The organism is Sphingobium fuliginis (assembly GCF_004152845.1).
GTDB lineage: Bacteria > Pseudomonadota > Alphaproteobacteria > Sphingomonadales > Sphingomonadaceae > Sphingobium > Sphingobium fuliginis.
In genome coordinates this window covers 112505-136396 of sequence record NZ_SEON01000008.1, presented here as the reverse complement: position 1 = coordinate 136396, position 23892 = coordinate 112505, and the positions used below count along the sequence as shown (strand labels likewise).

The following is a 23892-nucleotide window of genomic DNA, read 5'->3' as shown; positions in this document are numbered from 1 at the left end:
AGATATTCATTTGCCCCGCAGGTTCATCATTTATTGCCATTTATTCGGCAGTGACTGGTGAATTAAATGTGGAAAAGATCTCCTCGCTGATATAGCGATAAATGCGAAGGAGACGCGCGTGGCTGTGGCCGTGATCATCACCACTTGTACGAACCGGAAACGAAAAGAGGTCGCTCCCGACCTCCGCGTGTGTGCGCTGGAATCAGCATCGCTTCCGGAAGTGGTCGGGCAATGGGCAAAGCGACTGGCGGCGGCGGAAGAGTGCTATTTGCCTGCCGCGATCTACGGCGGAAGAGGCTTCCAAGAGGCTCGGAGTGTCGCTGGCGTGCTCGATGCGCGTCTGCTTATCGTTTCGGCTGGCCTTGGATTGGTGGACGCCGCGACGAAGGTGCCTCCCTATGCTTGCACGATCGCACCTGGCTCGGCCGATAGTGTAGCATCGAGAGTGCGCGGGGCGTTTTCCTCACCACAGTGGTGGTCTGCGCTCAGCAAGGTCTCGCCGTTCGGGACGAGCCTTCCTGAGGCTCTGCGAGATACCAAGGGCCTTATTCTTGCGGCTCTCTCGGACGCCTATATCGAGATGATCGCGGACGACATGTTGGCGTTACCCGAAGCGGTTCGCGATCGCGTCCGGTTGTTTACGCGCGCTCCGTTAGACCGGATAAACCCAGGCCTTCGCGCGTCAGTAATGCCTTACGATGAGAGATTGGACGGCCCAGACAGTTCGATCCCCGGCACAATAAGCGACTTCTCTAGCCGCGCCGCGCGGCATTTCGCGGACGTAATTTTATTGCCGAACGACACCCGTTCGCTGGCGGAGCATGCGCGCGAGGTGCGGAATGCCGTCGCCTCTTGGCGAAAACCCGAACGTCCAGCGCGCTTGCGCCTGGAAGATACTGCGATCCTCGAAATCCTGCGGGCCCATTGGAACGACGCCAAGGGGATGTCTCTTCGCCGACTTCGGGGTGAATTCAATGTCGCATGCGAGCAAGGCCGCTATGCCGGCCTGGCTCGCATCATTCGGAGTGAGCGAGCATGACTGCCCGCGAATATCTCAAAGTTCGAGCCGTGAAGGCGGAGCAGGGTCAGGGTACGGGCATCTTCGCGTTCTTCCTCTATGGCGCCGATATAGACCGCATCGCGGATATCAGCCGTGTTCGTCGAGAAGATCAGGAGTTAAAGGGGTTTCAACGCCGCGAGATCCGCGAGCACGTCAAGGAAATCACGAGCTTCCTCGACAGCGGCCCGGTCCTGTTCCCCAACGCCATCATCCTAGCCCTTTCGCGAGAAGTCGATTTCGCGTCAGCGCGTGGTCGTGCGCCGGGGAACATGTGCGAAGTTGGCGACGCTGGCACACTCAGCATCCCCCTTTATCCCGAGGGAAGCAGGGCGGCCTGGATTGTCGATGGGCAACAGCGCTCGCTTGCTCTGGCTGCGGCCAAGAACCGGCAGATTGCCGTGCCGGTTATCGGCTTCGTCTCGGATGAGGTTGCCACGCAACGAGAGCAGTTCATCCTCGTCAATAAGTCGAAGAAACTGCCCACGGGCCTCATCGACGAATTGCTGCCAGAGGTCTCGGTTCAGCTTCCCAGAAATCTCGCGGCACGCCAACTCCCGAGCGAGCTCTGCAATGCGTTGAACAGCGATCCGAAGTCGCCGTTCCATGGCCTCATCAAGCGGGAATCCGATCCCAAGAATGGCACAGGGATCGTGAGCGATAACGCTCTGATCGAGGCGATGAAGGCAAGCCTGCGCACGACCGCCGGCGCTTTGGGCCAGTTCAAGCAGAATGGTGACGGCAACGACACAACCGCCATGTACGAAACGCTTATCACGTTCTGGACGGCGGTTCGGGACACCTTCCCCGATGCATGGGGTAAGCCACCAAAAGAGAGTCGTCTCATGCACTCCGTGGGAATCAGGGCAATGGGGGCCTTGATGGACATGATCATGTTTCGCGCCGACGGCATTGCTGACAAGGCGTCCGTTGTGCGGGACATCCTCGGGCGCCTTGCGCCGCAATGCCGCTGGACTGCAGGGCGCTGGGAGGGCCTCGGCCTTGCGTGGAATGAATTGCAGTCCACACCGCAGCATATCAACAAACTGAGCGAGCATCTCATCCGGATGGAGCGGGAATTGGCGAGGATGCCGGCATGAAGTTTATCTTCGCCGACAGCCTGGACTATGTTGACCCAGCGTTCGACTTTATCGCCGACCGTAGCCCAGCCGAGCGTCAACCCTATTGGGATGACGCATATCCCCATGAGATCCTGGGTTATGCGCCATATGACGGGGTTCTCGTGTCCCGTGGCATCGTGGGCGATCATCGCGTGAAGGGGAAGTACACAGCGAGCCAGGCTCGGCGTTTTCATCTGGTCGGCGTTCGGAAATTTTTGCGCCTAGATAAGCCAGAGTTTGCCCATCTCGATATATTCGGTGACTGCGGCGCATTCACCTATGTTCAGGAAGAGCGACCACCCTATTCGCCGGCTGAAATGGTTGAGTTTTATGATGAGTGCGGCTTCACGCACGGCTGCTCCGTCGACCATATCATTTTCGATTTCGATCCGGCCGGGAAGGCGCGCGAGGGTGGCTCCGATCATGCCAAGACCCGGTTCGATATCACCCTTGAGAACGCGGATGCCTTCTTTCGCGAGGCGAGGGCAATCGATGCTGGCTTCACCCCGCTTGGCGTGATTCAGGGATGGTCTCCTGGAAGCATGGCAGAAGCAGCTAGGCGCCTTGTCGCAATGGGCTACGATTACCTAGCGCTAGGTGGCATGGTGCCGCTCAAATCGCCGGAGATCAAACTCTGCCTAGAGGCAATTCGAGCAGCCGTGCCTTCGGCCACCCGCCTGCATATCCTAGGCTTCGCGAAGGCGGACGATATCGATAGCTTCCACGGCTATGATATTGCCAGTTTCGATACAACTTCTCCGTTGATACGTGCTTTCAAGGACGCCAAGCAAAACTATTATCTGCCCGGCGAGGGCCTGGGCCTGCGCTACTTCACTTCGATCCGGGTGCCGCAGGCGATCGAGAATCCAAAATTACAGCGGGGCGTGAAGAAGGGCATGTTCCGGGCGGAAGAACTCATTCGCCTCGAGGCTCTGGCGCTGGACTCGTTGCGGGCTTTCGACCGGGGCGAAGCGGAACTCGAAGACACGTTGCACAATGTCCTCGTCTACAGCGCTCCTCTCGTAGAGGAGAAGCCCTACGAGGACTGCAAGGGCAGCGTATCGTTAACACGGCTTGCCCAGCGTTACCGCGCGACCCTCGCCGAGCAGCCGTGGAAGCAATGCTCCTGCAAGATCTGTCGGGACGCTGCGATCGACGTGATCATCTTCCGCGGTAGCAACCGCAACAAGCGGCGGGGAATCCATAACCTCGCTGTCTATCAGGACCACATTGAACGATTGGATCTAAAGCGTGCCGTCGACTGACTCTCTTTCCTTCTTCGCAGTCCAGGCAAAGCAAAGCAGCGAGCACACCGTGCTGACGTTCGCGGCCCGAGCGGCTGACGTCTTGCGCTTTGCATTGATCGATCGTATCGGTCGCGATGCCCAGGGTGAACTGAGCGGCTTCCAGCGGCCGCAGGTCGCGGCGCATATCCGTGAAATCCGGGACTATCTCGAAAAGCCTGACGCGGTGCTCCCAAACCCCATCGTGGTGGCTTTCACCGAACAAACGAAGGTCGAGGACCTCGGGAACGGGACGGTACGCCTGACGATCGACATGAGCCAAGGTGTCCCCGGCCTTGTGGTTGACGGCCAGCAACGTCTCACCGCTCTGTCGGAGGTCGATCGGGATTTCCAGGTCTTCGTCTCGGCCCTTATTTGCCGCGACGAAGCTGAACTCCGGCGGCAGTTCGTTCTGATAAACAACACCAAACCGTTGCCGAAGTCGCTCATTTACGAGCTCCTGCCGTCGGTCAATGATCTGCCCCCGCGGCTGAGCCGCAGGTCGGTTGCCGCCGACTTAACTGCTCGTCTGAACTTTGAGCACACAGCGCTGCAGGGCTACATCAAGCAGCATACCCAGCCGGACGGCATTATCGCCGACACCGTCGTGCAAAAGATTATCATGGAATCGCTGACCAATGGGGTGATGCGCGAACTCATCGACACGCCACGCGGTCGCGATCGGTGTGTTCGGCTGGTCTCGAACTTCTTCGAGGCCGTGAAGAAGGTGTTCCCCGAAGCGTGGCACGGGCAGAAGCCCGCTACCTCGCGCCTTCTCCATGGGGCGGGCATCCAGGCGATGGGCGATGTTATGGAAGTGCTTGCCGCTCGCATGGACGCAAAGTCGGTGGAGGATTTCCGTGAAGGTCTCGAGTGCCTGAAGGGACGAACGGCCTGGACCGGCGGCGAGTGGGAGATCGGCGGCGAGATTCGCCGTTGGAATAGCTTGCAGAACGTCAATCGCGATATCGCGTTGCTGAAGCACTATCTCGTTTCGATCGTGAAAGCGGACCTACGGAAGCGCGCGCGCATCGCCCCCACACCTCTGTTCGAACAAGCGGAGGGAGCTTGATGGCCTACGCCGTCAAGGAGATATTCAAAACGCTTCAAGGGGAGGGGGCGCAGTCCGGCCGCGCGGCGGTCTTCTGCCGCTTCGCTGGCTGCAACCTTTGGTCGGGACGCAAAGAGGACCGGGCGGGTGCCGCTTGCAATTTCTGCGACACTGACTTCGTCGGAATGGACGGGATGGGCGGCGGGCGATTTGCTGACGCGGAGGCGCTTGCGGCAGCAATCGAACGAGAGTGGGCTGGCCCCGCTCACAGGCGGTATGTCGTGTTGACGGGTGGGGAACCTCTTTTGCAGGTCGATGACGCCCTCGTTGCCGCGCTTCATGGGCGTAGTTTCCAGATCGGCGTCGAGACCAACGGCACGCAACCCGCGCCCGAAGGGATCGATTGGATTTGTGTCAGCCCAAAAGGGCGGGCTGAACTTGTTCTGCGGACGGGTCATGAGCTGAAGCTGGTTTATCCTCAGGCCGAGGCGAGGCCCGAGCACTTTGCTGGCCTCGAATTCGAGCATTTTTTTCTTCAGCCCATGGATTCACCGATGGCATCGGCCAACCTCGAAGCCGCCATCGGCTTCTGCACCGAAAACCCACAATGGCGCCTCTCCATCCAGTCTCACAAGATGATCGGAATTCGCTGATGTTCGAACTGAGCAAGCAGTTTCGCTTCGACGCGGCCCATACGCTCGACCGCGTGATCGAGACCGAGACCAGCCGGCGGATCCATGGCCACAGCTATCGGGCGGAGGTGTTTGTAAGGGGGCTGCCCGACCCGACGACAGGCATGGTCGTGGACCTGGGCCTACTTCAGCGGACGATGGAGGGCGCACGCGACGCTCTTGATCATCGCTTCCTGGACGAGATCAACGACCTTGGTCCGGCGACCATGGAGAATCTTAGCCGGTGGATCTGGAATCGACTGTCGCCGGTGATCGGCAACCTCCACAAGGTCACTGTCTATCGCGACAGCAGCGGGGAGGCATGTTCCTACTGGGGTGAGGAGGTGGTAGCATGAGCAGTGCAGACGGCAGCGCACTGGTCTTGTTCTCCGGCGGGCAGGACAGCGCTACGTGTTTGGCTTGGGCCCTCGACCGCTTCAACCACGTCGAAACAATCGGCTTTGACTACGGCCAGCGCCACCGTGTCGAACTCGAAGTCCGAGACCGGTTGCGCGCGGGTATGATGGAGCTACAGGCTGACTGGCGAACCAAGCTCGGGACCGATCACATGATCGCACTCGCTGCGCTTGGGCAGATCAGCGACACTTCACTCACGACCGGCGTCGAGATTGCAATGGCAGCGAGCGGTCTGCCGAACACCTTCGTTCCTGGCCGAAACCTGCTGTTCCTTACATTTGCGGCTGCGGTCGCATATCGCCGCGGCATCAAGCACATCGTCACAGGGGTCTGCGAAACCGACTACTCTGGGTATCCGGATTGCCGCGATGATACGATCAAGGCTCTCCAAGTGGCTCTCAACCTGGGCATGGAACAGCGTTTCGTGCTTCATACGCCGCTCATGTGGATCGACAAGGCGGCGACTTGGTCGCTTGCCCACGCGCTGGGTGGACCGGACTTGGTCAATCTTGTGCGTGTAGAATCGCACACCTGCTATCTCGGCGATCGGGGAACGACGCATGAGTGGGGTGCGGGCTGCGGCCACTGCCCGGCTTGCGAATTACGGCGGGCTGGTTGGCAGGAATTTTCCGCCAGATTGGACACTTAGGACGGCAGATTTGAGCTTGGCAGCCAGTGCGACCTTATTAGAGTAACCTCGAGAGCGATAAGGGGGATTCGCTCACGGGGGATCTAATCTGTTTCAGGGGATGTTAGTAGGGCTACCTGGGCACAAGGGTGTCGGGAAATTAGAAGCGGCGACTGATGGTTGCTGCTCCATCTCTGTTTTCTACTCGCTCAATCGAAGAGAAACGATCGAATGCTATGCTTCTGAGATAGGACGTGCTTACCTAAGTCCGCAAACCCGAGCCTATGTCCTTGATGGCGATCACATGCGGGTTGGTCGCGTCAGGGATTATCTCCAGCATGAAAACGGGCTCGTCACCTATGAAATCCGCTTTCCCAACGGAAAGCAGGATGATTTCAGTGAACTCGATTTGTTCGTCCGCCCATGGAATGCCCCCGAAGATCCAGCTGAGATGCTGGCGGCGGGCGGCGCTGAAAGCCAGTTTCTTCACGACCGGCGCCAAGCGGCGTTGACGCCGCTGCGCGGGTTGACCAGCGCTGCACAAGGCCTGACCGCACTGCTGTCAGCCGGGATCGACTTCGTACCACACCAAGTTGCTGCCGTTCGCCGTGTCTTAAGCGACCCTGTGCAGCGTTATCTGCTAGCTGATGAGGTAGGGCTTGGCAAAACGATCGAGGCCGGCCTGATCATCCGACAGCATCTTATCGACAATCCCGATACGGAAGTGCTCATCGCTACCCCGTCGGCGCTATGTGAGCAGTGGCGGCATGAACTTTCCGATAAGCTCCGCCTCGATCAGTTCGGCGAACCCTTCGAATGCTGCTCGCATGCCGATATCGCGCAGATCTCGCGGACACCCGATGTTCTGGTAATCGATGAAGCGCATCACCTGGTCGGACTTGACGATGGCCCGCTGGCTGCTTCGGCGGCACGGCTGCGTGAACTCGCCCGCGATGTGCCAGTGCTGCTGCTGCTGTCCGCCACGCCGCCGCTGGGGGAAGAGGCCCGGTTGTTAGCGCTGCTCAACCTGCTCGATCCGCTGACCCATCCGCTCGACGACCTCGACGGATTCCGCCTGAAACTCGAGCAGCGCCGTGCGATCGGCCGCTTGCTGCTCAGTCTAGATCCCGACGCTTCCGGGATCGTTCTGCGCCAGCGCGGTGCCGAGCTTGTCCGCAGCTTTCCCGACGATCCCGTCGTCCAGGACCTGGCGCCACAGATGATTGCTGCGACGCGAGAAGCTCCCGACCGACTTGTCGACCTGTGCGGCGCGCTCAAAGAGCACGTCGCCGACAGCTATCGCATTCACCAGCGCCTGATCCGTTCACGCCGGGCTGATGCCCAGGGATGGGAGTTTCGACCGCGCGGCCCCGATGGCGGCGCCATGTCCCACGTGCGCACCGAAGGCGATCCGAGCGACGACCTGGCGGTGCTGCTCGGCACGCTCGAGGATTGGCGATCGGCCGCCGTCGATTCACTGGTCGATGGCGGTGACGGGGCGCCACTGCTCTCAACGCGCTACCGTGACCTGCTGGGCGCGTTGTCCGAAGGTGCCGACGCGTTTCGTGCCTGGCTGGCAGCCGCCACGCCGATCTTTGCCGGCGAAGCCGAAATCCTCAATGCGCTGCGCGACCAGGCAGAGGAGTATGACGATGCCGATCGCATCGAGACCATGGTCGAAAGCGTGCGGCGACTGATCAAGACGCTGCGGACCGACGTCGATCATCCCAAAATCGTGGTGTTCGCGACCACGACTGCGCTGGCGGTCGCGTTTCACGAAGCCCTCGAAAACGGGCTCAATGACACGCCGTGTCTGCTGCTCGTCGAAGGCGGCAAAGCAGGGGAGGATGACGAAGACGGCCTCGGGGCGTTCGCGCAAACGCCCGATACAGCCGTTCTCATCGTTGATCGTTCGGCCGAAGAGGGCCTCAACCTCAGCTTCGCCGACGCGATCGTGCATCTCGATCTCCCGATGAGCGCTGCTCGGATCGAACAACGTATCGGCCGTCTCGATCGCTATGGCCGACGGCAGGGGATCATCCGTCACCGGATCCTGCTGCCCTCGGACGAAGACGAAAGCCCCTTTGCCGCGTGGCAAACCTTGCTTGCTGATGGTCTTTCGATCTTCCACCGCTCGATAAGCGATGTGCAGTTCCTCCTTGAGGATTTCGAGACCCGCGCACTCCATGCGCTACTGTTGACCGGACCCCATGCATTGGTCTCGTTGGCCGAGGAAATCCGCAGCCAGATCGCCGACGAACGCAAGTCGCAGGACGAACAATATGCGCTTGATCGGATCGCGCTCGCGGAGGAACCCGTCGAGACCTTCATCCAGGCGTTAGACGACGCCGAAGCCGATGAGGCGGCCCTCGAAGCCGGCGTCGACCAATGGCTGATTGGCACGCTACAACTCAAGAAGCGGCCCTTCGCCTGGCCGGTAGAAGATCCGTTCAAACTCGCCATCACCAAAGAGACCTTGATCCCGCGCTTGCCGTGGCAGCAGCAACTCGAACTGGACGATAGCCAGCCGCTGAGTTGGAAACGCCGGATCGCGACACGACGCACCGCTGTAACTTTGCTGCGTCCGGGCACGCCGCTTATCGACGTGCTGACGCGATTCACCCGCTGGGACGATCGCGGGACCGCCTTTGTTACTTATCGCCCCGTTTCAGACTGGCAGGGCGATGCGTGGATCGGGTTCAAGCTCTGCTTTACGATCGAGCCCAGTCTCGACATGGCCGATCTGCTCGCGCCGTCACGCGCCGAGCTTGCCGCGTCACGCCGCGCACAGCGCTATTTCGCGCAAAGCGAGCAGACCTTGTTCCTCGACATCAATGGCGAGGCGGTCACCGATCCTGCCCTGCTCGCCGTGCTGTCCAAACCCTATAACAGCCATGGGAAAGGCCCGAGCGCCGACATCAATCTAGGGAGTCGGCCGCACATCCTCGCCGACTACATCGATCCCTCTGTGTTCCCAGTGGTATGCCGCCGCGTGCGGGACGGTGCACGGCAAACCCTATCCGAGCAACCCGCGGTACTTGACGCGATCACCGCGGCCACGACCCTTGCCGCAAGCGACCTGCAGCGACGCCGGAACCGCCTCCAGCGCCGCCAATCGGCCGGTGATACGATGGCCCGCGAGGATATCGCGCTAATTGAATCGATCCTACCCAGCATCGAATCCCCCACGATCCGGCTCGACGCCATGGGATGTTTCATCCTCGGTCCGGCAATCACCAGGACCGTTCATGGCTGACCGGGATGGCCATGATGCCTTTGTAGCACTGGGCCATTTGCTCGACCGCACCGATAGCGGGGCAGACTGGCGAGCCCGGTCACCTGCGATCGAACGGTTGCGCAAAGCGCTGGTCGACCCTGCTCGCCAGGCGAGTGGTCTCGATCTGGCAGTCCTGCTCCGTCAGGCAATGAGCCACGAGCATGTTCGACGAGGCGCGATGGTGTCGCCTGCGGTGCCCGTGTCGCACCTGCGCTTCGACGGGTTTGCCGGATGGGATGCCGTTGGACTGCGCAGCACCGCCACCGGTGAAGCGCGTTTGGTAACGCTCCAGCCTTGGAAACCGACATGGCTCTCCGGCATTAGCGACAGCGTCGATGCTTTTGCCGCTTCTGAGACAACGCGCCGCGAGTTCAATAGCGCCGACTGCCAAGGGGATCCATTGCTCGCCGCTGTTGGGCGGACCTCCTATCGTAGCCGCGGGCAGCGCGCCGCCGTGCGTGCCGCACTCTCGACCCCCGCCGGCGGTAGCCTCGTCGTTGCTTTGCCCACCGGCGAGGGCAAGAGCATGATCTTCCAGTTGATCCAGACGGTCGGCTTTGTCGGGGCCGATCAAGCGGAAAACCGCGGCGTCACCCTGGTGATTGTTCCGACTGTCGCGCTCGGGGTCAATCACGAACGCGAAGCGGTCGATGTTTGCGGTCTATCGCCACCGCTCGCGTTCCAGGGCGGCAACGACGTCCAAAACAATATCATTGCCGAGCGGATCGCCGACGGCACCCAGGGCCTGTGCTTTGTGTCGCCCGAGGCAGCGTGCAATCGTCTGCGCGATCCCTTGCGCCGCGCGGCAGAAGCCGGCCTGCTGCGCGCGCTGGTGATCGACGAAGCTCATCTCGTCGACCAATGGGGCACGGGCTTCCGGACCGAGTTCCAGGAATTGAGCGGCCTGCGGCGCGAACTGCTGTCAGCGGCTCCCCCCGGCCAAGCGCTGCGCACCATCATGTTGTCGGCGACGCTTACCGATTCCTCGCTCGAAACCTTGCGCTCGCTGTTCGGCGCTGAAAGCAATTTCGAAAGCCTTGCGGCGGTCCAGCTGCGGCCCGAACCGGACTATTGGATCGCGCCGTCAACCAACGAGGCCAACCGCGTTGCCCAGGTTCTCGAGGCGCTTCATCACGTGCCCCGGCCGGCGGTACTTTATGTCACCGAAGTTGCAGCCGCCAACGCCTGGTATGCGCGACTAATCGAGGCGGGATTTCGCCGGGTGCGCAAGCTTCACGGCAAAACCGGCCGCGCCGAGCGCGAAGAGATTGTCGCCCAATGGCGCGACGGCGCACTTGATATCGTCGTCGGAACCTCGGCGTTTGGGCTTGGCATCGATTATGGCCATGCCCGCAGCGTGATCCATGCCTGTGTCCCCGAGACGCTCGATCGCTTCTATCAAGAGGTCGGGCGCGGCGGACGTGACGGCAAGGCCGCGCTTTCACTGATCGTTCCGACAGGCAAGGACATGGCGATCGCCGAACGCATCAACGCCCAGCAGGTCATCAGCATCGATCGCGGCTACCATCGCTGGTCCACGATGTTCGCCCGCAAGACCAGTCTTGGTAACGGGCGCTTTGCCGTGCGGATTGATGGCCGGCCCGGCACTGATGAACACGACATTGACATGTTCGGCGATGCCAATACCGACTGGAACTTGCGCACCGTCGCCCTGATGGCGCGTGCCGGCATTTTGCGGTTACTCGGCACACCCTATCCACGGATCGAACAGGAGGGGGACTGGCTCGAGATCGAGATCATCGACGACCACCATCTCGACTTGGAGCTCTGGCGGTCGCGTGTCGAACCCGTGCGCCAGGTCGGTTGGCTTGCCGCCAAGCGTAATCTCGACCTCATGCGCGAGTATCTGCGCGACGATCGCTGTCCGGCCGCGATCCTTGAGGAGCTCTATGGCGCGAACAGGGTCGGACGAACCTGCAGCCGATGCAGTCGATGCCGTTCTGACGACACGTGCCGCCTCAATAGCGTGGCGGTCGGCGAGCCGCGGGGACCCTGGACCGAGGACCTTCATCCGCTAGTCGCGAACCTTCTCGACCGCGATCTCCGGCTGCTGGTTAGCTACGATCCAGGCGACCTGGCCCGCAATGCGTCGCGCCGTCTCGGCGACACACTGCAACGTTTGGCACAAGCGCGTCTCGCCAAACTGATCACGATGGGCCCGCAACCGTTCGACATGGGTCGAGTGCTCAAATTCGCGGAAAAGTGCGCATTCTTCGTCAGTGATCTATCGTCGCTTGCGTTGTCGCGCCTGCCGCGCGGTCCCGAACTTGTAATGGTCGGTGACAAGCAAATACTGGAGCCGCAGAACCTTGCGCCGCGCGCCGACAATCCCCGTATCTTCCTGGCACCGATCGACCAGCCGGCTCCGGATGGACGCAGGTTGAAAGATGTATTTGGTGGTCGAACGCTGACGCTCGACGAGTTTAATGCAAGAGTAGCGCAATGAGTATAGTTACAACTGCCCAAGCTGTTCCAAGCCGATTGTTCGCGATCTACGCGGCCTTGTTCGACAGCGAGAATGGCGAAGTCAAAGACCGGATCGAGGCCTGGGCAACGCCGCCGTCGCTCAGCGGCCGCGGCGGCGATGATGATGGCGAGTCAACCACGACATTGTTCAGCAACACGCTTGCCGAAGCACGGCGGATCGGTCTGGTCGAAGAGATTGAGGACAAGTTGCGTTTGACTACCGATGCGCGCGGCGGCGGGAAAAAGGGCAAGGGCAGCGAGATGTTCTTCTTGGCGTTCATGCGACGCACCCTATTCGATCCGACGCGAGCCGCCGAAACCCAACAAGCCGGCTTCATGGTTGCCCTGTCCTGGTTTCTGAGTTCGAGTCCGCTGCGACCAATGAATTTCTCCGAGCCGCCGCAAAACAGTCTGAAAGCGCAGATCGGCGACCACGCATCGAAAACGGAATTGACCTCGCTAAATCGCTACCAGAACTTCCTGTACTGGGCCCGCTATCTCGGCTTCGCGACCATCGTCGGTGGCGGTAGCGATGCCGAGGACCTCACCTCGCGCCGCGTGATTCCCGATCCGGTCAAGGCCATCGAAAGCGCGCTCCCAGCCATCTTTTCCGAAGGCAATGACATGCCGATCGAGCAATTCATGACGCGATTGGCAGCAATCTTTCCAGTCTTCGAAACCGGCAGCGTTCGCCAGGACTATGAAGCTATGCGGCTCACCCGGCTGGCGGATAGCGATAAGCGACTGTCGATCACCACTAGCCTGGCGCTGCAGCGGCTTGTTGACCGCCAGCGCCTGACCATGACGACCGTCGCTGACGCTCCCGGCCGCATTCTCGATTTTGGACCGCGCGAAGGTCGTGTCAGCCGTATCGCGCTGCGAGAGGCCGCATAATGCGCAACGTTCTCTGCTGGGATCCCGGTGCCGTCCGCCAGGTGATCAATCCGTTTGCCGAACATATCAGCGATAGCCTGTTCCGCGCGGTGCATAGCGACTGGGATCTCAAGGTCAGCCCGCAGGTCGGCAAGTCGTTCCAGGAGATCGGCGAGGCCTCGTGGGCCGATATGACCCCCCCGGCGTTTCTCTCGGATTTCCTGCGCGAGGACCGACCGCATGCCCTGGCGGCGATCCTTGGCGAGACTGGCTCGGGCAAATCGCATCTCGTTCACTGGATGCGGCTCAACATCAAGCCGACGAAGGATCGCGTCGTCCTAGTGGTGCGCAAGTCGGGCACCTCTCTGCGCAACATCGTCAAAATGATCATCGCCGAATTGCCCACCGAACAGCAAGCGAGTTTTCTCGAAACGCTGCAATCGGCGGGCGATGGCACTCAGAGCAGGGCAGACCAAAAGCAGCAATTGCTCAACGACCTTGCGCAGGTTATCCGCGAGGAGGTTCTGCCGACTGACGCCGACGAGATCGAGGAAGGGCTCGCAAGCAGCCTGCCCGACCTGTTCCAAGATCCGCATATGCGCAAAGAGCATTTCCTGGGTGACAACACCGTCATCGCCGAGATTGTCGATCACATCTTCGCGCCGTCCAACGCCAAGGATCGTCCCGATAAGCGCCGCGTGTTCGTCGAGGGCGACTTGCCACTTGGCGGCATGGACTTCGCGCACGCCTCGCGCCTCGCGCGCGATGCGATCGACCTCATCGAACTGGACCCAGCGGTTCACCTTCCACTCGCGATACGGATTATCAACCGCAATCTCGATCGCGCCGTAGCGCGCACCTTGAGTTTCTCTGGCGACCGGATCGAGGAGTTGATGACCCGCCTGCGCACTTATCTTAAGTCGCAGGGTCAGGAACTCGTCCTGCTCGTCGAGGAATTCGCACGTTTGCAGGGCATCGACCGAGCACTGTTGCAGGCGATTACCTCGCAGGGCGACGAGCGCCAGTGTAAGATGCGCACGGCAATCGCGGTCACCACGGGCTTTTTCCAGAGCGTGGCCGAGACCGCCTATATGCGCACGACCCATATCGTCGATATGGATCGGTCCGCCGGCAGGGCCGAGGGCCGGTCGGTCACCAAGGCCTCGCTCAATCAGTTCACCGCGCGCTACCTCAACGCTGTACGACTTGGCCGTGACGGCATCATCCAGTGGAGCGATGCCGCAGCGCCCGGCGACAGTCCACTCTCCAAATGCGACACCTGCATCCACCAGACCGAGTGCCACGCCATATTCGGCGAGGTCGACGGCTATGGCTTGTATCCGTTCACCTCGCAGGCCTTGTGGAACGCAGCGTCGCGCGCCGATGCTTCGATGCCGGAACGGCTCAACCCCCGCGTCCTTCAGAACGATCTCCTAGTCGAAGTGCTCGATAACTTCGGGCCGGAGGTCGCGACCGGCACATTTCCGCCGTTCAAGCTGCTTGAGAAACTCGGCGGCATCACGGCGCTGCCCGCCGTCGCTCAAGCCGAACTGCGCAACCGTAATCCCCAAAATTACCAGCGTTGGGCAACTTTTCTCGAACTCTATGACGGCACCGGCACGATCGCTAATCTCGACGAGCGCCTTCGCGCGGCGTTCGAGGTCCCGGAGATACCGGGTGCCGACGCGGCAAAACCGAGCGAGCCAACCGCCGATACGCCGACGCCCGAAGCGCCGCCGCGTAACGCCGCCAGCAAGGAAGATCTCCTGATCGAGCAGTGGATCGGCGGTCAGGGCCTCGACCAATCCGTTGCAAACAATCTCAGGTTGCTGGTCTTTTCGGCCGTCTCCAATGCCATCGATTGGGACATGGTCGGGCTGGCCAAGGCGAGTTTCGTCGGTCGAACCGGTAAAGCGTTCCAGACAGCCAGCATCAGTTTCGATCGGCAAACGACGCAAGTGCGCAGCGACCTGCAGGTCAAACTCGTCATCCCAGGCAACCTAGTGCAGCCTGAAACAGCAGCAGCGGCCCTCCAGGGCGTATTGCGCGCCAGCAAAGATCAGTTCCGCTGGGAGTTCCCCAACGGCGAGAAGATGTTGGGCGCTTTCCTCGATTGCGTCGAGATCTGGGCAAAGGACGTCGAGGCGCAATTGCGCGACATCTGCCAGCCAACGCCACAGTGGAACCAAGCGGCCGCCGCCGTCGAACTCCTCTGTGTTGGCGCCGCGATCGGCGGCAAGATCAAGCCCGACGCGAAGATCGCCGACATGATCGACGCAGCGTTCAGCCCACAATGGGCAAGCGAGTGCGCAAGCACGGCGCCCGAGATGAAGGCGCTGTACGACAAGCTGATAAGGCAACGCGAAAAGCTGGTGGGGATCGCGCAATCTCAAATGTCGAGCATGAAGGGCGGCCGCGCCGGTGCGATGCTCAATCCCGGCCGCATCATCGGACCTATCCGCGAATTTCGTCAGGCGAAATGGCAGTTGCGCTTGGAGCCCCCCGATGGTGAGGCTCAAGAGCCCGCCAAACTCTATCGGGAGGTCAGGGCTGCGCTCCCCACGGCAGCAAGCTCGGAGATGGCGGTCCGCAAATCGTGGCTCGATACGATGCAAGATGTGTTCGGCGTGAACGCCACGCGCGCCACTATCGTAACGGCGCTTGATGCAGCGCGGCAGGCCGTAGCTGACGCTGGTATTGGAACCAGTTCCACGGGACGCATTTTGGCCGAAGCGCTCGACCGCTTCAGGACCGTCTATTTCGATGACTCGCTAGCTGCCGCACGGGCACTTGGCAGCGAAGGCGATGCGGTTGCCGCGCTTCCCCACTTTGGTCGAGGTCGACGCGGCGCGGTCGACGCGGGGACCGCTCTGGTCGCCGCGGCACAGGCCTTTCTCGATACCGTTGACGACAATATCGGCGCGACCAGTCAGAGTCTGGATGCCAAGCAGGGTGCAGTGGCGACCAGTCTCGATCAGATCGAAAGTTCGCTGACCGCGATCGAAGCTGATTTGATCGCGATGGCGACAACTGATGGGGAGCAAGCCGATGCTGCTTGACCGCGCCGCCACGCTCGCGACCAAGATCAACACCTATCAGAAGCTCAAGAACAGCGCTGCCGAAGCCGAACAGTTCGCTACGCGCGCGAAGCAGTTCGAGACCGCATCGCTGCTAATAGCTGGACTGCGCGAGACACTGACCGCCCTAGCGGAAGCCGGTGTCCCGGTCGATTTCGAACCAAGCGACGGTCTCGGCTATGCCGACAAGGCGCGCACATTGCGCGAAGCGATCAAGGAGGATCCGGCAAAGGTCAACGATCCGCCGTTCGACATCAAACACGCCTTTACCGACCGCCTCAACGGTATCGCCAGCGCGGGTCACAAGGCCGCGAGCGCTGCGTGGAAAACCTATGTCGACAAGCGCGCTGCCTTTGGCGCCGATGATGTCTTGAGCGCTCTCGGCCAGGTTCCGCAGTTCCGGGTGAGCGTCGCCAAGATACGGCAGATTCGAAGCCAGGTAGCAGCCTCTGGTGCTAGCCTGCCCGCGGACCCCAAGGCGGCGATTACCAGTCTCGACGCGCTCGTCAGTCAGCACGAGGCGGCATGGAACACCCTGGCGGCGTCCGATATCCCCTCAAGCGTCGTCGCTTTCATTCGCTCCGCAGCCAATAGCGAGGCTCTCTTAAGTGCTTATACGTCCGAAGTGCAGACGTGGCTCGAAAGCCGCAATTTGCTGGGCGCGTTCCGCATCAAGCTGAGGTAGGCACAAACATGCCCGTGTCTAACCACGCCCTCGCGGTGCTCGACCGCATCGAAGCCATTGAAATGCGCTCCCTCGAATGGGGATTCACCGATGGCTCGCTGAGCGAGGATGAAGCCTTCGAACTCGGCGATCAGGTATGCGCTGCGGCAGGAGTCAGTAGCACTGACGGGCAGGACCTCGTCGAGGAACTCATCGATGCCAAGCTGATCTTCGAGATGGCCAGCGTCGGCGGCGACGTCCGGATCCGGTCGCGCTTTGCCGAAATGATGCGGCTCCTGGCTGCCAACCGTCAACTCTTCCCCAACAAGCCCTGGCAAGGTGCGCCGTCGCTCGTCGCCGACTTTCGAGTCGACTGCCGACCGCGACGCTTCCCCAAACGACAGCGTTTGCCCGCCGATATCCTCGCCGAGCATGCGTCGGTACTGGGCGGGTCACAACTGCGCCTGGACCTATGGCGGGCATTGACCTCGCGCGACGGCATGAAACTCGCAGGCTTTCAGGAGCGCGCCGCGCTGCGTCTGTCGGCCGCAACCGACGATGGCGGCACGATCGTCACCGCGGGCACCGGCAGCGGCAAGACCATCGCCTTCTACCTGCCCGGCATGATCCGTATCGGCGAAGCGATCGGCGCCGATCACTGGGTCAAGGCGATCGCGATCTACCCGCGAATCGAACTGCTCAAGGACCAGTTCGCTGAAGCGTTTCGCATGGCGCGAACAATCGATCAGACACTTGCCGCGCATGGGCGCCGGCCGCTGATCATCGGCGCTTTGTTCGGAAAGACACCGACCCGTGCGACCCGCCAGGAATTGACAGAAAAGAGTTGGGTTCGACGCGGTGAGGACTTCGTCTGCCCGTGGATGCGCTGTCCGCGCTGCGAGGGCGAGCTCGTCTGGCGCGGTGCCGATATCGCGTCGGGCACCGAACGGCTTGCCTGCGTCCAACCAAGCTGCGGCCAGACCATCGGCGACGATCTGATCGTGCTGACCCGGACCCGGCTACAGCGCAATCCGCCCGACATCCTGTTCACCACGACCGAGATCTTGAACCAACGCCTGTCCGATCACTGGATGCGCGGCCTGTTCGGTGTCGGGCTGGCGGCGACGCGCAAGCCCTTGCTTGCCCTGCTCGACGAGGTGCACACCTATGAGGGCGGAACAGGCGCGCAAGCTGCGCTCACCCTACGCCGGTGGCGGCACTTGCTGGCGGCGCCGATCTCCTGGGTAGGCCTTTCAGCCACGCTCGGCGATGCCGCGCGCTTCTTCTCGGATCTCACCGGTGCAGCGCTCGACGATGTGGTCGAGATCACGCCAACGATCGAGGAGTTCGAAGAACAAGGCGCTGAATATCAGATCCTGCTCCGCGGTGATCCGGCGTCGCGCGCGTCGCTACTCTCGACCACGATCCAGACCTCGATGCTACTGCCCCGGCTGCTCGATCCGCCCGGCGCGAGCAACGCGTCCGGCACCTTCGGCCGACGCGCCTTCCTGTTCACCGACGACCTCGATGTCACCAATCGCCTCTATGACGATCTGCGCGACGCCGAGGCCTTCACGATTTTTGGTCGGCCCGATGCGGCGCGCACGCCGCTGGCGAATATTCGTCGTGCCGGGCCCGATGCCGCGGTTCGCGATGTCGAAGGCCAGCGATGGCGGATCTGCGAGGATATCGGCCATCCGCTCGATCGCCGCCTGATCGTTGGTCGTACCACCTCGCAGGATGCCGGCGTCAATCAATCTGCCAATATCGTGGTTGCGACCGCGGCGCTTGAGGTCGGGTTCAACGATCCGCTCGTCGGTGCGGTCATCCAGCACAAGGCACCGCGCGGCATGGCATCGTTCCTGCAACGCAAGGGACGTGCCGGCCGCGACCGCGCGATGCGCCCGATCACGCTGACCGTCCTGTCGGACTATGGCCGCGACCGCGCCTTCTACCAGGCGTTCGAGCACCTGTTCGATCCATCGCTCGAGCCGCAATATCTCCCGATCCGCAATCCCTATGTGATGAAGATTCAGGCAGTGTTCGCGCTCTTCGACTGGCTCGCGGCGACCACCGCCGGCTATGAAAAGGCCTGGCAGTGGAATTTGCTGAGCCGCCCGTTGCCGCACGCAAGCCCCGCCGAGCGCGCCGTCCTCGACCGCACCCGAGCCAAGCTAACCCAACTGGTGCAGGGCGACGCCGCGATCATCGACGACCTGCGCAACTACCTCATGGGCGCGCTCGGGATCGATCATTCGGCGGCTGAGACATTGTTGTGGGAAGCCCCGCGCTCGCTTCTGCTCGAGGCGGTGCCGACCTTAGTCCGGCGGCTGTTCCGGGGCTGGCAACTTGCAATTCCCAACGCCGGCGCGCCACTCGATCGGCAGGTCGATCATCACCCGCTGCCAGACTTCGTGCCACGCAACCTGTTCAGCGACTTGAGTCTACCCGAAGTGCGGGTCATCATTCCGCCTGCGACGGTAAATCACGAGGAACGGGTCGAGCAAATGCCGATCCTCCAAGCGCTTAATCAGTTCGTGCCTGGGCGCGTGACCCGCCGGTTCGCGCATGAACGTGGCGCGCTGTCGCACTGGATTCCGGTCGATCCGGCTCTTCCGGAGCAGGACCGTCGTATCAGCGACTATGCGCTCGAGCATGAGTTCGTCGGCGTCTTTTCCGGCAGCCTCAATGATCATGTCGGCGGACCGCCGCTGCTTGTCTTTCGACCTTGGGCCGTTCGCCTTGAGCGCGCCGCCCGAACCGAAGCGCTACCGAGCAGCAATGCCCGACTCCTCTGGCAATCCGACATCGTCGCAAATGGCGATGCGCTGGGCGTGCCGGTCCCGACGCGATCGGAGTGGCGCCACTACGTCCGCGCGATCGACTTTCATCTGCACCGGTTTCGCTCGAGCGTCAGCGTGCGCCGCTTTGCAGGGATCGCTCAGGCGAATATCCGAACGCTGCAGGACGATTTTCCCGTCACGCTGGCATTCACTAGCGACGACGATCGACCTGCCGCAGTCGGGTTCGAACTCGAGGTTGACGGTTTCCGGCTCGATCTCGCCCTGCCGCATGCAGAAATGCTGAGCGGCGACCGCTTGCCTCCCGATGTCCTAGCCGCCAACAGGCTGGCTTATATTCGCGATCAGATCCGACTCGACCCGGAACTGCCCGACGACCTGAACCAGTTTCAGCGTGAGTGGCTGGTCCAGTTCCTGTTGTCGGCGTTGCTGGCTGATGCCGCGGCCCACGATCGGCCGCTTGCCGAGACGATTGCCGATCTGCTCGACGACGACCGGATCGAAGGCGTGTTCCGTGCTGTCATGGACGAGGTGTTCGGTGCGATGCCCCCGACGCAGCCCGATAGCGATGATACCCAAGACAGCGATGCCGACGACGTTGCCGATGGCGGGTACCCTTCCGGGGGGCCGGTTGGCGCGGGTGGTGCAACCGGGGGAGGGCGCTTGCAGCAAGCGCTGCTCCAGCAGATCGGCCGTCCAATCGTCCGGGACCGATTGCGCGCACTCGCCGCGCAACTGGTCGCGGTGGATCCCGCGATGTTCAGCCTGTGGCTTCGGCGCCTGATCCTTGAAACGCTCGGTGAGGCGATGCTGCAGGCATGCATTGCAGCGGCACCGAAGCAAGCGACCGTCGAGACGCTCCTCGTTGATATCCGCGATGATGCGACTTCCGATGTTGCAAGCGTCTGGATCAGCGAAACGACGCTAGGCGGCGCTGGTGTGCTCGAAGCCTTTGCCGACCGCTTTGCTTCCGAACCACGCCTGTTTTTTTCCGCCCTCGATGCGGCGTTGGCGCCCAGCGACCTCGAACTCGTCGACAGTAGTTTGCGCGAGATCCTGGCGCTCAGCATCAACGATGTCGCGATCGGTGACCAAGTCGCGCTACTGCGTGCGACAAGCTCGCACAGCGAGCGTGCGGCCCTATGGCGGGCACTGTCGCACAGCCTCGCACAGCGCGGCGGCATCGATCTGAGCCACGCGCTTTCAGTTTCACTCAACAATCGCTTGCTTCGCGCCGGTTCCGGCCCCCAACTCGATCAGTTGCTGCTCGACCTGCAGACTCATTGGGACGCGACCCAGGGCCGGTTCGGCATCGCCATCGGATTGCGCGAATATGCCTATATCGCGAGTTGCGACGCAACTTTGTCCAGCGCCGTTCGCGCGTTCCTTGCCGCGACGCTACCTGCGGCCGCGATCGCGCATGTGACAGTCCTGTCGGCGATTACCAGCCTGATGTGGCCCCGCGCCAACGAAGTACGCCAACGCGTCCTTCAGTCTTACAATCCGTTCCGCCAGACACGCTCGACCGATCCTGCGGTCGTGCGTCATCTACTGCTTTGCCGGGCAATTGCGACAATTGCCTTTGGCGATCCCGATTGGGAAAGGCAGCTTGCGACCGCGTTTGAAGCCCAGGGGACAGCCCGGCTTGTCGCCGATGCCGGCGAGGCACGACTGTTCCGCGCGGCACTCGTCAGGCTTTCGGCGGCACCCGTTAGTGTCGGCGTCCTCCAATTTTTTCCCGCCATCGAGCGCGTCGAACGCGCCGACGGCAGAATCTTCGCTACGCTGACACTGAGGGAGCAGGTCTGATGCATTATCCCTCACGCGATCTTCATGGTCCAGCGCAGTCGCGCGCGGTCCGCGACCTGTTTCAGAGTCTGTTCGTTGCCGAACTCATCCATCCCAGTCCGAAGCTGTGGCTTTTCTTTGCCTGGATCAGCGATGTCGAGATCATCGACAATTCGGCGCGAGAGTTCGCGGCACTCGAACCCGACTGGCCGGCCGCGCCGATCCGCTTGTCTCAAGCCTTGCGTGCCCTACTCGCGCGCGGTGTCGAGATTCGGCTGGTGATCCGCGCGGATGGCCACAACGACTATTTTATCGCCCGCCTTCAGATGCTTAAGGCGCGCTACGGCGACCAGATCAAATGGACCGTTGAGAAGAGCTTCCACGCTAAGGGTCTGCTCGGCGCCGACTATTTCCTAAGCGGTTCGATGAACCTCACCCTCAATGGCATCTCGATCAATGGCGAGCATCTTGTGTTGAGGACGGACCCGGCAGCGATCGCCGAGCAATCGATCGAACTCGAGACGCGCTGGGAAGGCCAGATGGCATGATCGGCACGGACCTTGATGCGGCGCGGACCGTGCTTGAAGATCTGACCGCGCTTCGGCCATGCGCGGGCGTGCCTTCGGACATTGCGGCGCTTTGCGCGGATGTATCCCAGTCAGTGATATCCGAGACGTTCCCCGGTGCATTGGTTCCCGTCATCGATAGCGCCGGGGCAATGCAGATTGACGTTGCGGCGGCGACCATGTCGGACTGGCGCCGGCTTAAGCCAGTCCTGCTGGCCTTTGCCGGGCCGACGCTCACCGGGTTCGACGGCTTGCCGGAATCGTTTGCCGCCTCCGATCCCGTAGGTGCCCGTCTTCAACTTGCCGCGCCAGCCGTCACCGCAATCATGCGCCTGCCGGGCGATGACCGTGCTCGCGTTGCGGCCTTGCGTGCCGTCTTACGCGCACGCGATACGCTGGCCCGTGCTCCCGAATTACAGCGCTCAGCCCCAGTCCCTACCTCTTGGCTGCTGGCACGGTTCCAAGATTTTCTCAATGTCGGACGCCGCGACGGTGCCACCGGGATACTCGAACGGCTGCGCAGCGAACTCCGACTTGATGCGCTCAACGTTAAATTCCTCGAAGTCCAATTGCTCGCGGCGTTCGAGGATTGGAGGTCGATCGTCGCACTTCCTGAATTTCCGAGTTTATGCGTCGCACGGCGCACCCCAGCGATCACAGCGATACTCCTCGAGGCGCTGTATCGAACTTACATTGCTGGTCCATTCGACAATGGAGATGCCACAGGTACGCGCTCGTCATATACGCGAGACGTTCAGGGCTTCGTACAGTCGATGGGAATTACTGCGCCGCCACCAGCGTTGGGGGCGGGGGGATGGCGCCTGCTTGGTCTGGAGATCCTTGACGATCCCGGCCGTCAGGACTGGCGCGCCGCCTTATCAGACCAGGCGCCGGACCTTGGCTGGATAGCAGACCTTCTGCCGGTTCAAGCCTCCATCGAGCCGCAACAGGTAGAGGTCGCGGCGCCGATCGATGTCGCTCGAGGCGCGTTGATCCAAGCGGGGGCGGTCGACAGCGTCGACCTTCTGGCGGATGCAATGGCGGCGATGGCGCGCCTCAGTCCTGAAGAACTTGAGCTTCTACGCGAAACGATGCCGTTCCGGCCAATCGTGCAGGTAACCGACAACCTGGCCAGCATCGCGCCGCCAACTTCTTGGGTGGCGTGGCTCGACCGCACGGCCGAACCGGCGTTCGCTGATGCACTCGAGATCGCGCGGCGCGGAAAGGACGAATGGGCGATCGGGGCTTCGACGGCTGACCCGGTCGCGGTACACACCCTCGTCGCAGCACTCGAGAAAGTGCAAGGCGATCCGCTCGCCGCAGAGCGCACGACCCAAGCCCTGCCATACCTTGTCGCTTGGCTGCAGCGCGACAAGGACTTCCCATGCGCTGCGCTGTCACCGATCTATGGCGAATTGCTAACCCTGTTTGCGCTTGGCAGCGCGCGAGGCGCGACCGTCTATGAATCGAGCCAGGTGCTGGTCGGAGCGCTTCTCGCGGGTGGACTTGACCAAAAGGCCTATCGTGACCTGATTGCCGACACCGACGAGATCGCGGGCGACGGCTTCGGCGTTGACATGATCTATTGGGTCCTAGAACTCGTCGAGAACTTCATGAATTCCGCGACGCCTGATGCGGACGCGCGCGAGGCATTCCTTCACCGTATCCTAGCCCGCATCGCGCCCATAATCGGGCGTTTGACCCGCCTGCAGCGGATCGCCGTCACCCTGTTGTCGCGCGAGCTTGGCTGGGAATTGCCGGTATCGCCGACAAGCGATGTCGCGCCGACGGACGATGGTCTCGCGAGTCGATTGGCTGGCATGCGCATAACTATTTATTCGCTGACAGAGTCTTCGAGCCGACAGGCCAAGGCAGCGCTCGAGGAAATCTCGTCGTCCGTGACGGTCGATATCAATGCCGACCATAGCGGCAGCGCCCGATTGCGTGCGCTTGCGGAAAACAGCGATCTGTTTGTGATGACATGGTTGTCGGCGAAGCACGCCGCCACCGATTTCATACGCACGCATCGCGGCAATCGGCCATTGATCTACTCACAGGGTAAAGGCTTCTCGAGCATGCTTCGAGCAATTGAGGATTTTCTCCGCTCGTGATGAGCGCCCGCGCTGACAAC

15 protein-coding genes are annotated in these 23892 nt (G+C 61.6%); all 15 read left to right on the top strand.

Annotated elements, in window-relative coordinates; all coding sequences use genetic code 11:
* Positions 1-118 precede the first annotated feature (118 nt).
* Positions 119-1039, top strand: coding sequence for a hypothetical protein (locus EWH10_RS17870; RefSeq protein ID WP_130030140.1), 921 nt, complete (start codon positions 119-121; stop codon positions 1037-1039).
* The gene (gene dbpB / locus EWH10_RS17865; protein ID WP_130030139.1) at positions 1036-2157 is read left to right on the top strand and encodes a DGQHR domain-containing protein DpdB; all 1122 of its coding nucleotides are present in this window, start codon (positions 1036-1038) and stop codon (positions 2155-2157) included. The genes EWH10_RS17870 and dbpB (EWH10_RS17865) overlap by 4 nt, the downstream gene beginning before the upstream one ends.
* Positions 2154-3443, top strand: coding sequence for a tRNA-guanine transglycosylase DpdA (gene dpdA, locus EWH10_RS17860; protein WP_130030138.1), 1290 nt, complete (start codon positions 2154-2156; stop codon positions 3441-3443). Before dbpB (EWH10_RS17865) ends, dpdA begins: the two co-directional genes overlap by 4 nt.
* Positions 3430-4533 carry a DGQHR domain-containing protein DpdB gene (gene dbpB, locus EWH10_RS17855; protein ID WP_130030137.1) on the top strand — a complete coding sequence of 368 codons (1104 nt, stop codon included), beginning with the start codon at positions 3430-3432 and terminating at the stop codon, positions 4531-4533. The genes dpdA and dbpB (EWH10_RS17855) overlap by 14 nt, the downstream gene beginning before the upstream one ends.
* Positions 4533-5165 carry a 7-carboxy-7-deazaguanine synthase gene (queE, locus tag EWH10_RS17850; protein ID WP_130030136.1) on the top strand — a complete coding sequence of 211 codons (633 nt, stop codon included), beginning with the start codon at positions 4533-4535 and terminating at the stop codon, positions 5163-5165. Before dbpB (EWH10_RS17855) ends, queE begins: the two co-directional genes overlap by 1 nt.
* On the top strand, positions 5165-5539 hold the full coding sequence (locus EWH10_RS17845; RefSeq protein WP_130030135.1) for a 6-pyruvoyl trahydropterin synthase family protein: 375 nt from the start codon (positions 5165-5167) through the stop codon (positions 5537-5539). Before queE ends, EWH10_RS17845 begins: the two co-directional genes overlap by 1 nt.
* A complete protein-coding gene (queC, locus tag EWH10_RS17840) occupies positions 5536-6249 on the top strand; it encodes a 7-cyano-7-deazaguanine synthase QueC (protein ID WP_130030134.1) in 714 nt (237 codons plus the stop codon). The genes EWH10_RS17845 and queC overlap by 4 nt, the downstream gene beginning before the upstream one ends.
* 100 nt (positions 6250-6349) lie before the next feature.
* Positions 6350-9484 (top strand): protein DpdE, encoded by a 3135-nt coding sequence (dpdE, locus tag EWH10_RS17835; RefSeq protein ID WP_130030133.1) that lies wholly within the window; start codon positions 6350-6352, stop codon positions 9482-9484.
* Entirely contained in the window at positions 9477-11972 is a 2496-nt protein-coding gene (dpdF, locus tag EWH10_RS17830) for a protein DpdF (protein ID WP_130030132.1), read from the top strand. The genes dpdE and dpdF overlap by 8 nt, the downstream gene beginning before the upstream one ends.
* A gap of 35 nt (positions 11973-12007) precedes the next feature.
* A complete protein-coding gene (gene dpdG / locus EWH10_RS17825) occupies positions 12008-12886 on the top strand; it encodes a protein DpdG (protein WP_130030131.1) in 879 nt (292 codons plus the stop codon).
* On the top strand, positions 12886-15924 hold the full coding sequence (gene dpdH, locus EWH10_RS17820; RefSeq protein ID WP_130030130.1) for a protein DpdH: 3039 nt from the start codon (positions 12886-12888) through the stop codon (positions 15922-15924). Before dpdG ends, dpdH begins: the two co-directional genes overlap by 1 nt.
* Positions 15914-16627 carry a hypothetical protein gene (locus EWH10_RS17815; protein WP_130030129.1) on the top strand — a complete coding sequence of 238 codons (714 nt, stop codon included), beginning with the start codon at positions 15914-15916 and terminating at the stop codon, positions 16625-16627. The genes dpdH and EWH10_RS17815 overlap by 11 nt, the downstream gene beginning before the upstream one ends.
* A gap of 8 nt (positions 16628-16635) precedes the next feature.
* Entirely contained in the window at positions 16636-21216 is a 4581-nt protein-coding gene (gene dpdJ, locus EWH10_RS17810) for a protein DpdJ (protein WP_130030128.1), read from the top strand.
* Positions 21216-21743, top strand: coding sequence for a phospholipase D-like domain-containing protein DpdK (gene dpdK / locus EWH10_RS17805; RefSeq protein ID WP_021224356.1), 528 nt, complete (start codon positions 21216-21218; stop codon positions 21741-21743). Before dpdJ ends, dpdK begins: the two co-directional genes overlap by 1 nt.
* Positions 21740-23872, top strand: coding sequence for a protein DpdD (dpdD, locus tag EWH10_RS17800; RefSeq protein WP_130030127.1), 2133 nt, complete (start codon positions 21740-21742; stop codon positions 23870-23872). The genes dpdK and dpdD overlap by 4 nt, the downstream gene beginning before the upstream one ends.
* Positions 23873-23892: the final 20 nt, after the last annotated feature.

Excerpts from the sequence above, each read along its gene's own strand:
- dbpB (WP_130030139.1), top strand. The coding sequence starts at position 1,036 with ATGACTGCCCGCGAATATCTCAAAGTTCGAGCCGTGAAGGCGGAGCAG.
- dpdA (WP_130030138.1), top strand. The coding sequence starts at position 2,154 with ATGAAGTTTATCTTCGCCGACAGCCTGGACTATGTTGACCCAGCGTTC.
- queE (WP_130030136.1), top strand. The coding sequence starts at position 4,533 with ATGGCCTACGCCGTCAAGGAGATATTCAAAACGCTTCAAGGGGAGGGG.
- EWH10_RS17845 (WP_130030135.1), top strand. The coding sequence starts at position 5,165 with ATGTTCGAACTGAGCAAGCAGTTTCGCTTCGACGCGGCCCATACGCTC.
- queC (WP_130030134.1), top strand. The coding sequence starts at position 5,536 with ATGAGCAGTGCAGACGGCAGCGCACTGGTCTTGTTCTCCGGCGGGCAG.
- dpdE (WP_130030133.1), top strand. The coding sequence starts at position 6,350 with ATGTTAGTAGGGCTACCTGGGCACAAGGGTGTCGGGAAATTAGAAGCG.
- dpdF (WP_130030132.1), top strand. The coding sequence starts at position 9,477 with ATGGCTGACCGGGATGGCCATGATGCCTTTGTAGCACTGGGCCATTTG.
- dpdH (WP_130030130.1), top strand. The coding sequence starts at position 12,886 with ATGCGCAACGTTCTCTGCTGGGATCCCGGTGCCGTCCGCCAGGTGATC.
- EWH10_RS17815 (WP_130030129.1), top strand. The coding sequence starts at position 15,914 with ATGCTGCTTGACCGCGCCGCCACGCTCGCGACCAAGATCAACACCTAT.
- dpdJ (WP_130030128.1), top strand. The coding sequence starts at position 16,636 with ATGCCCGTGTCTAACCACGCCCTCGCGGTGCTCGACCGCATCGAAGCC.
- dpdK (WP_021224356.1), top strand. The coding sequence starts at position 21,216 with ATGCATTATCCCTCACGCGATCTTCATGGTCCAGCGCAGTCGCGCGCG.
- dpdD (WP_130030127.1), top strand. The coding sequence starts at position 21,740 with ATGATCGGCACGGACCTTGATGCGGCGCGGACCGTGCTTGAAGATCTG.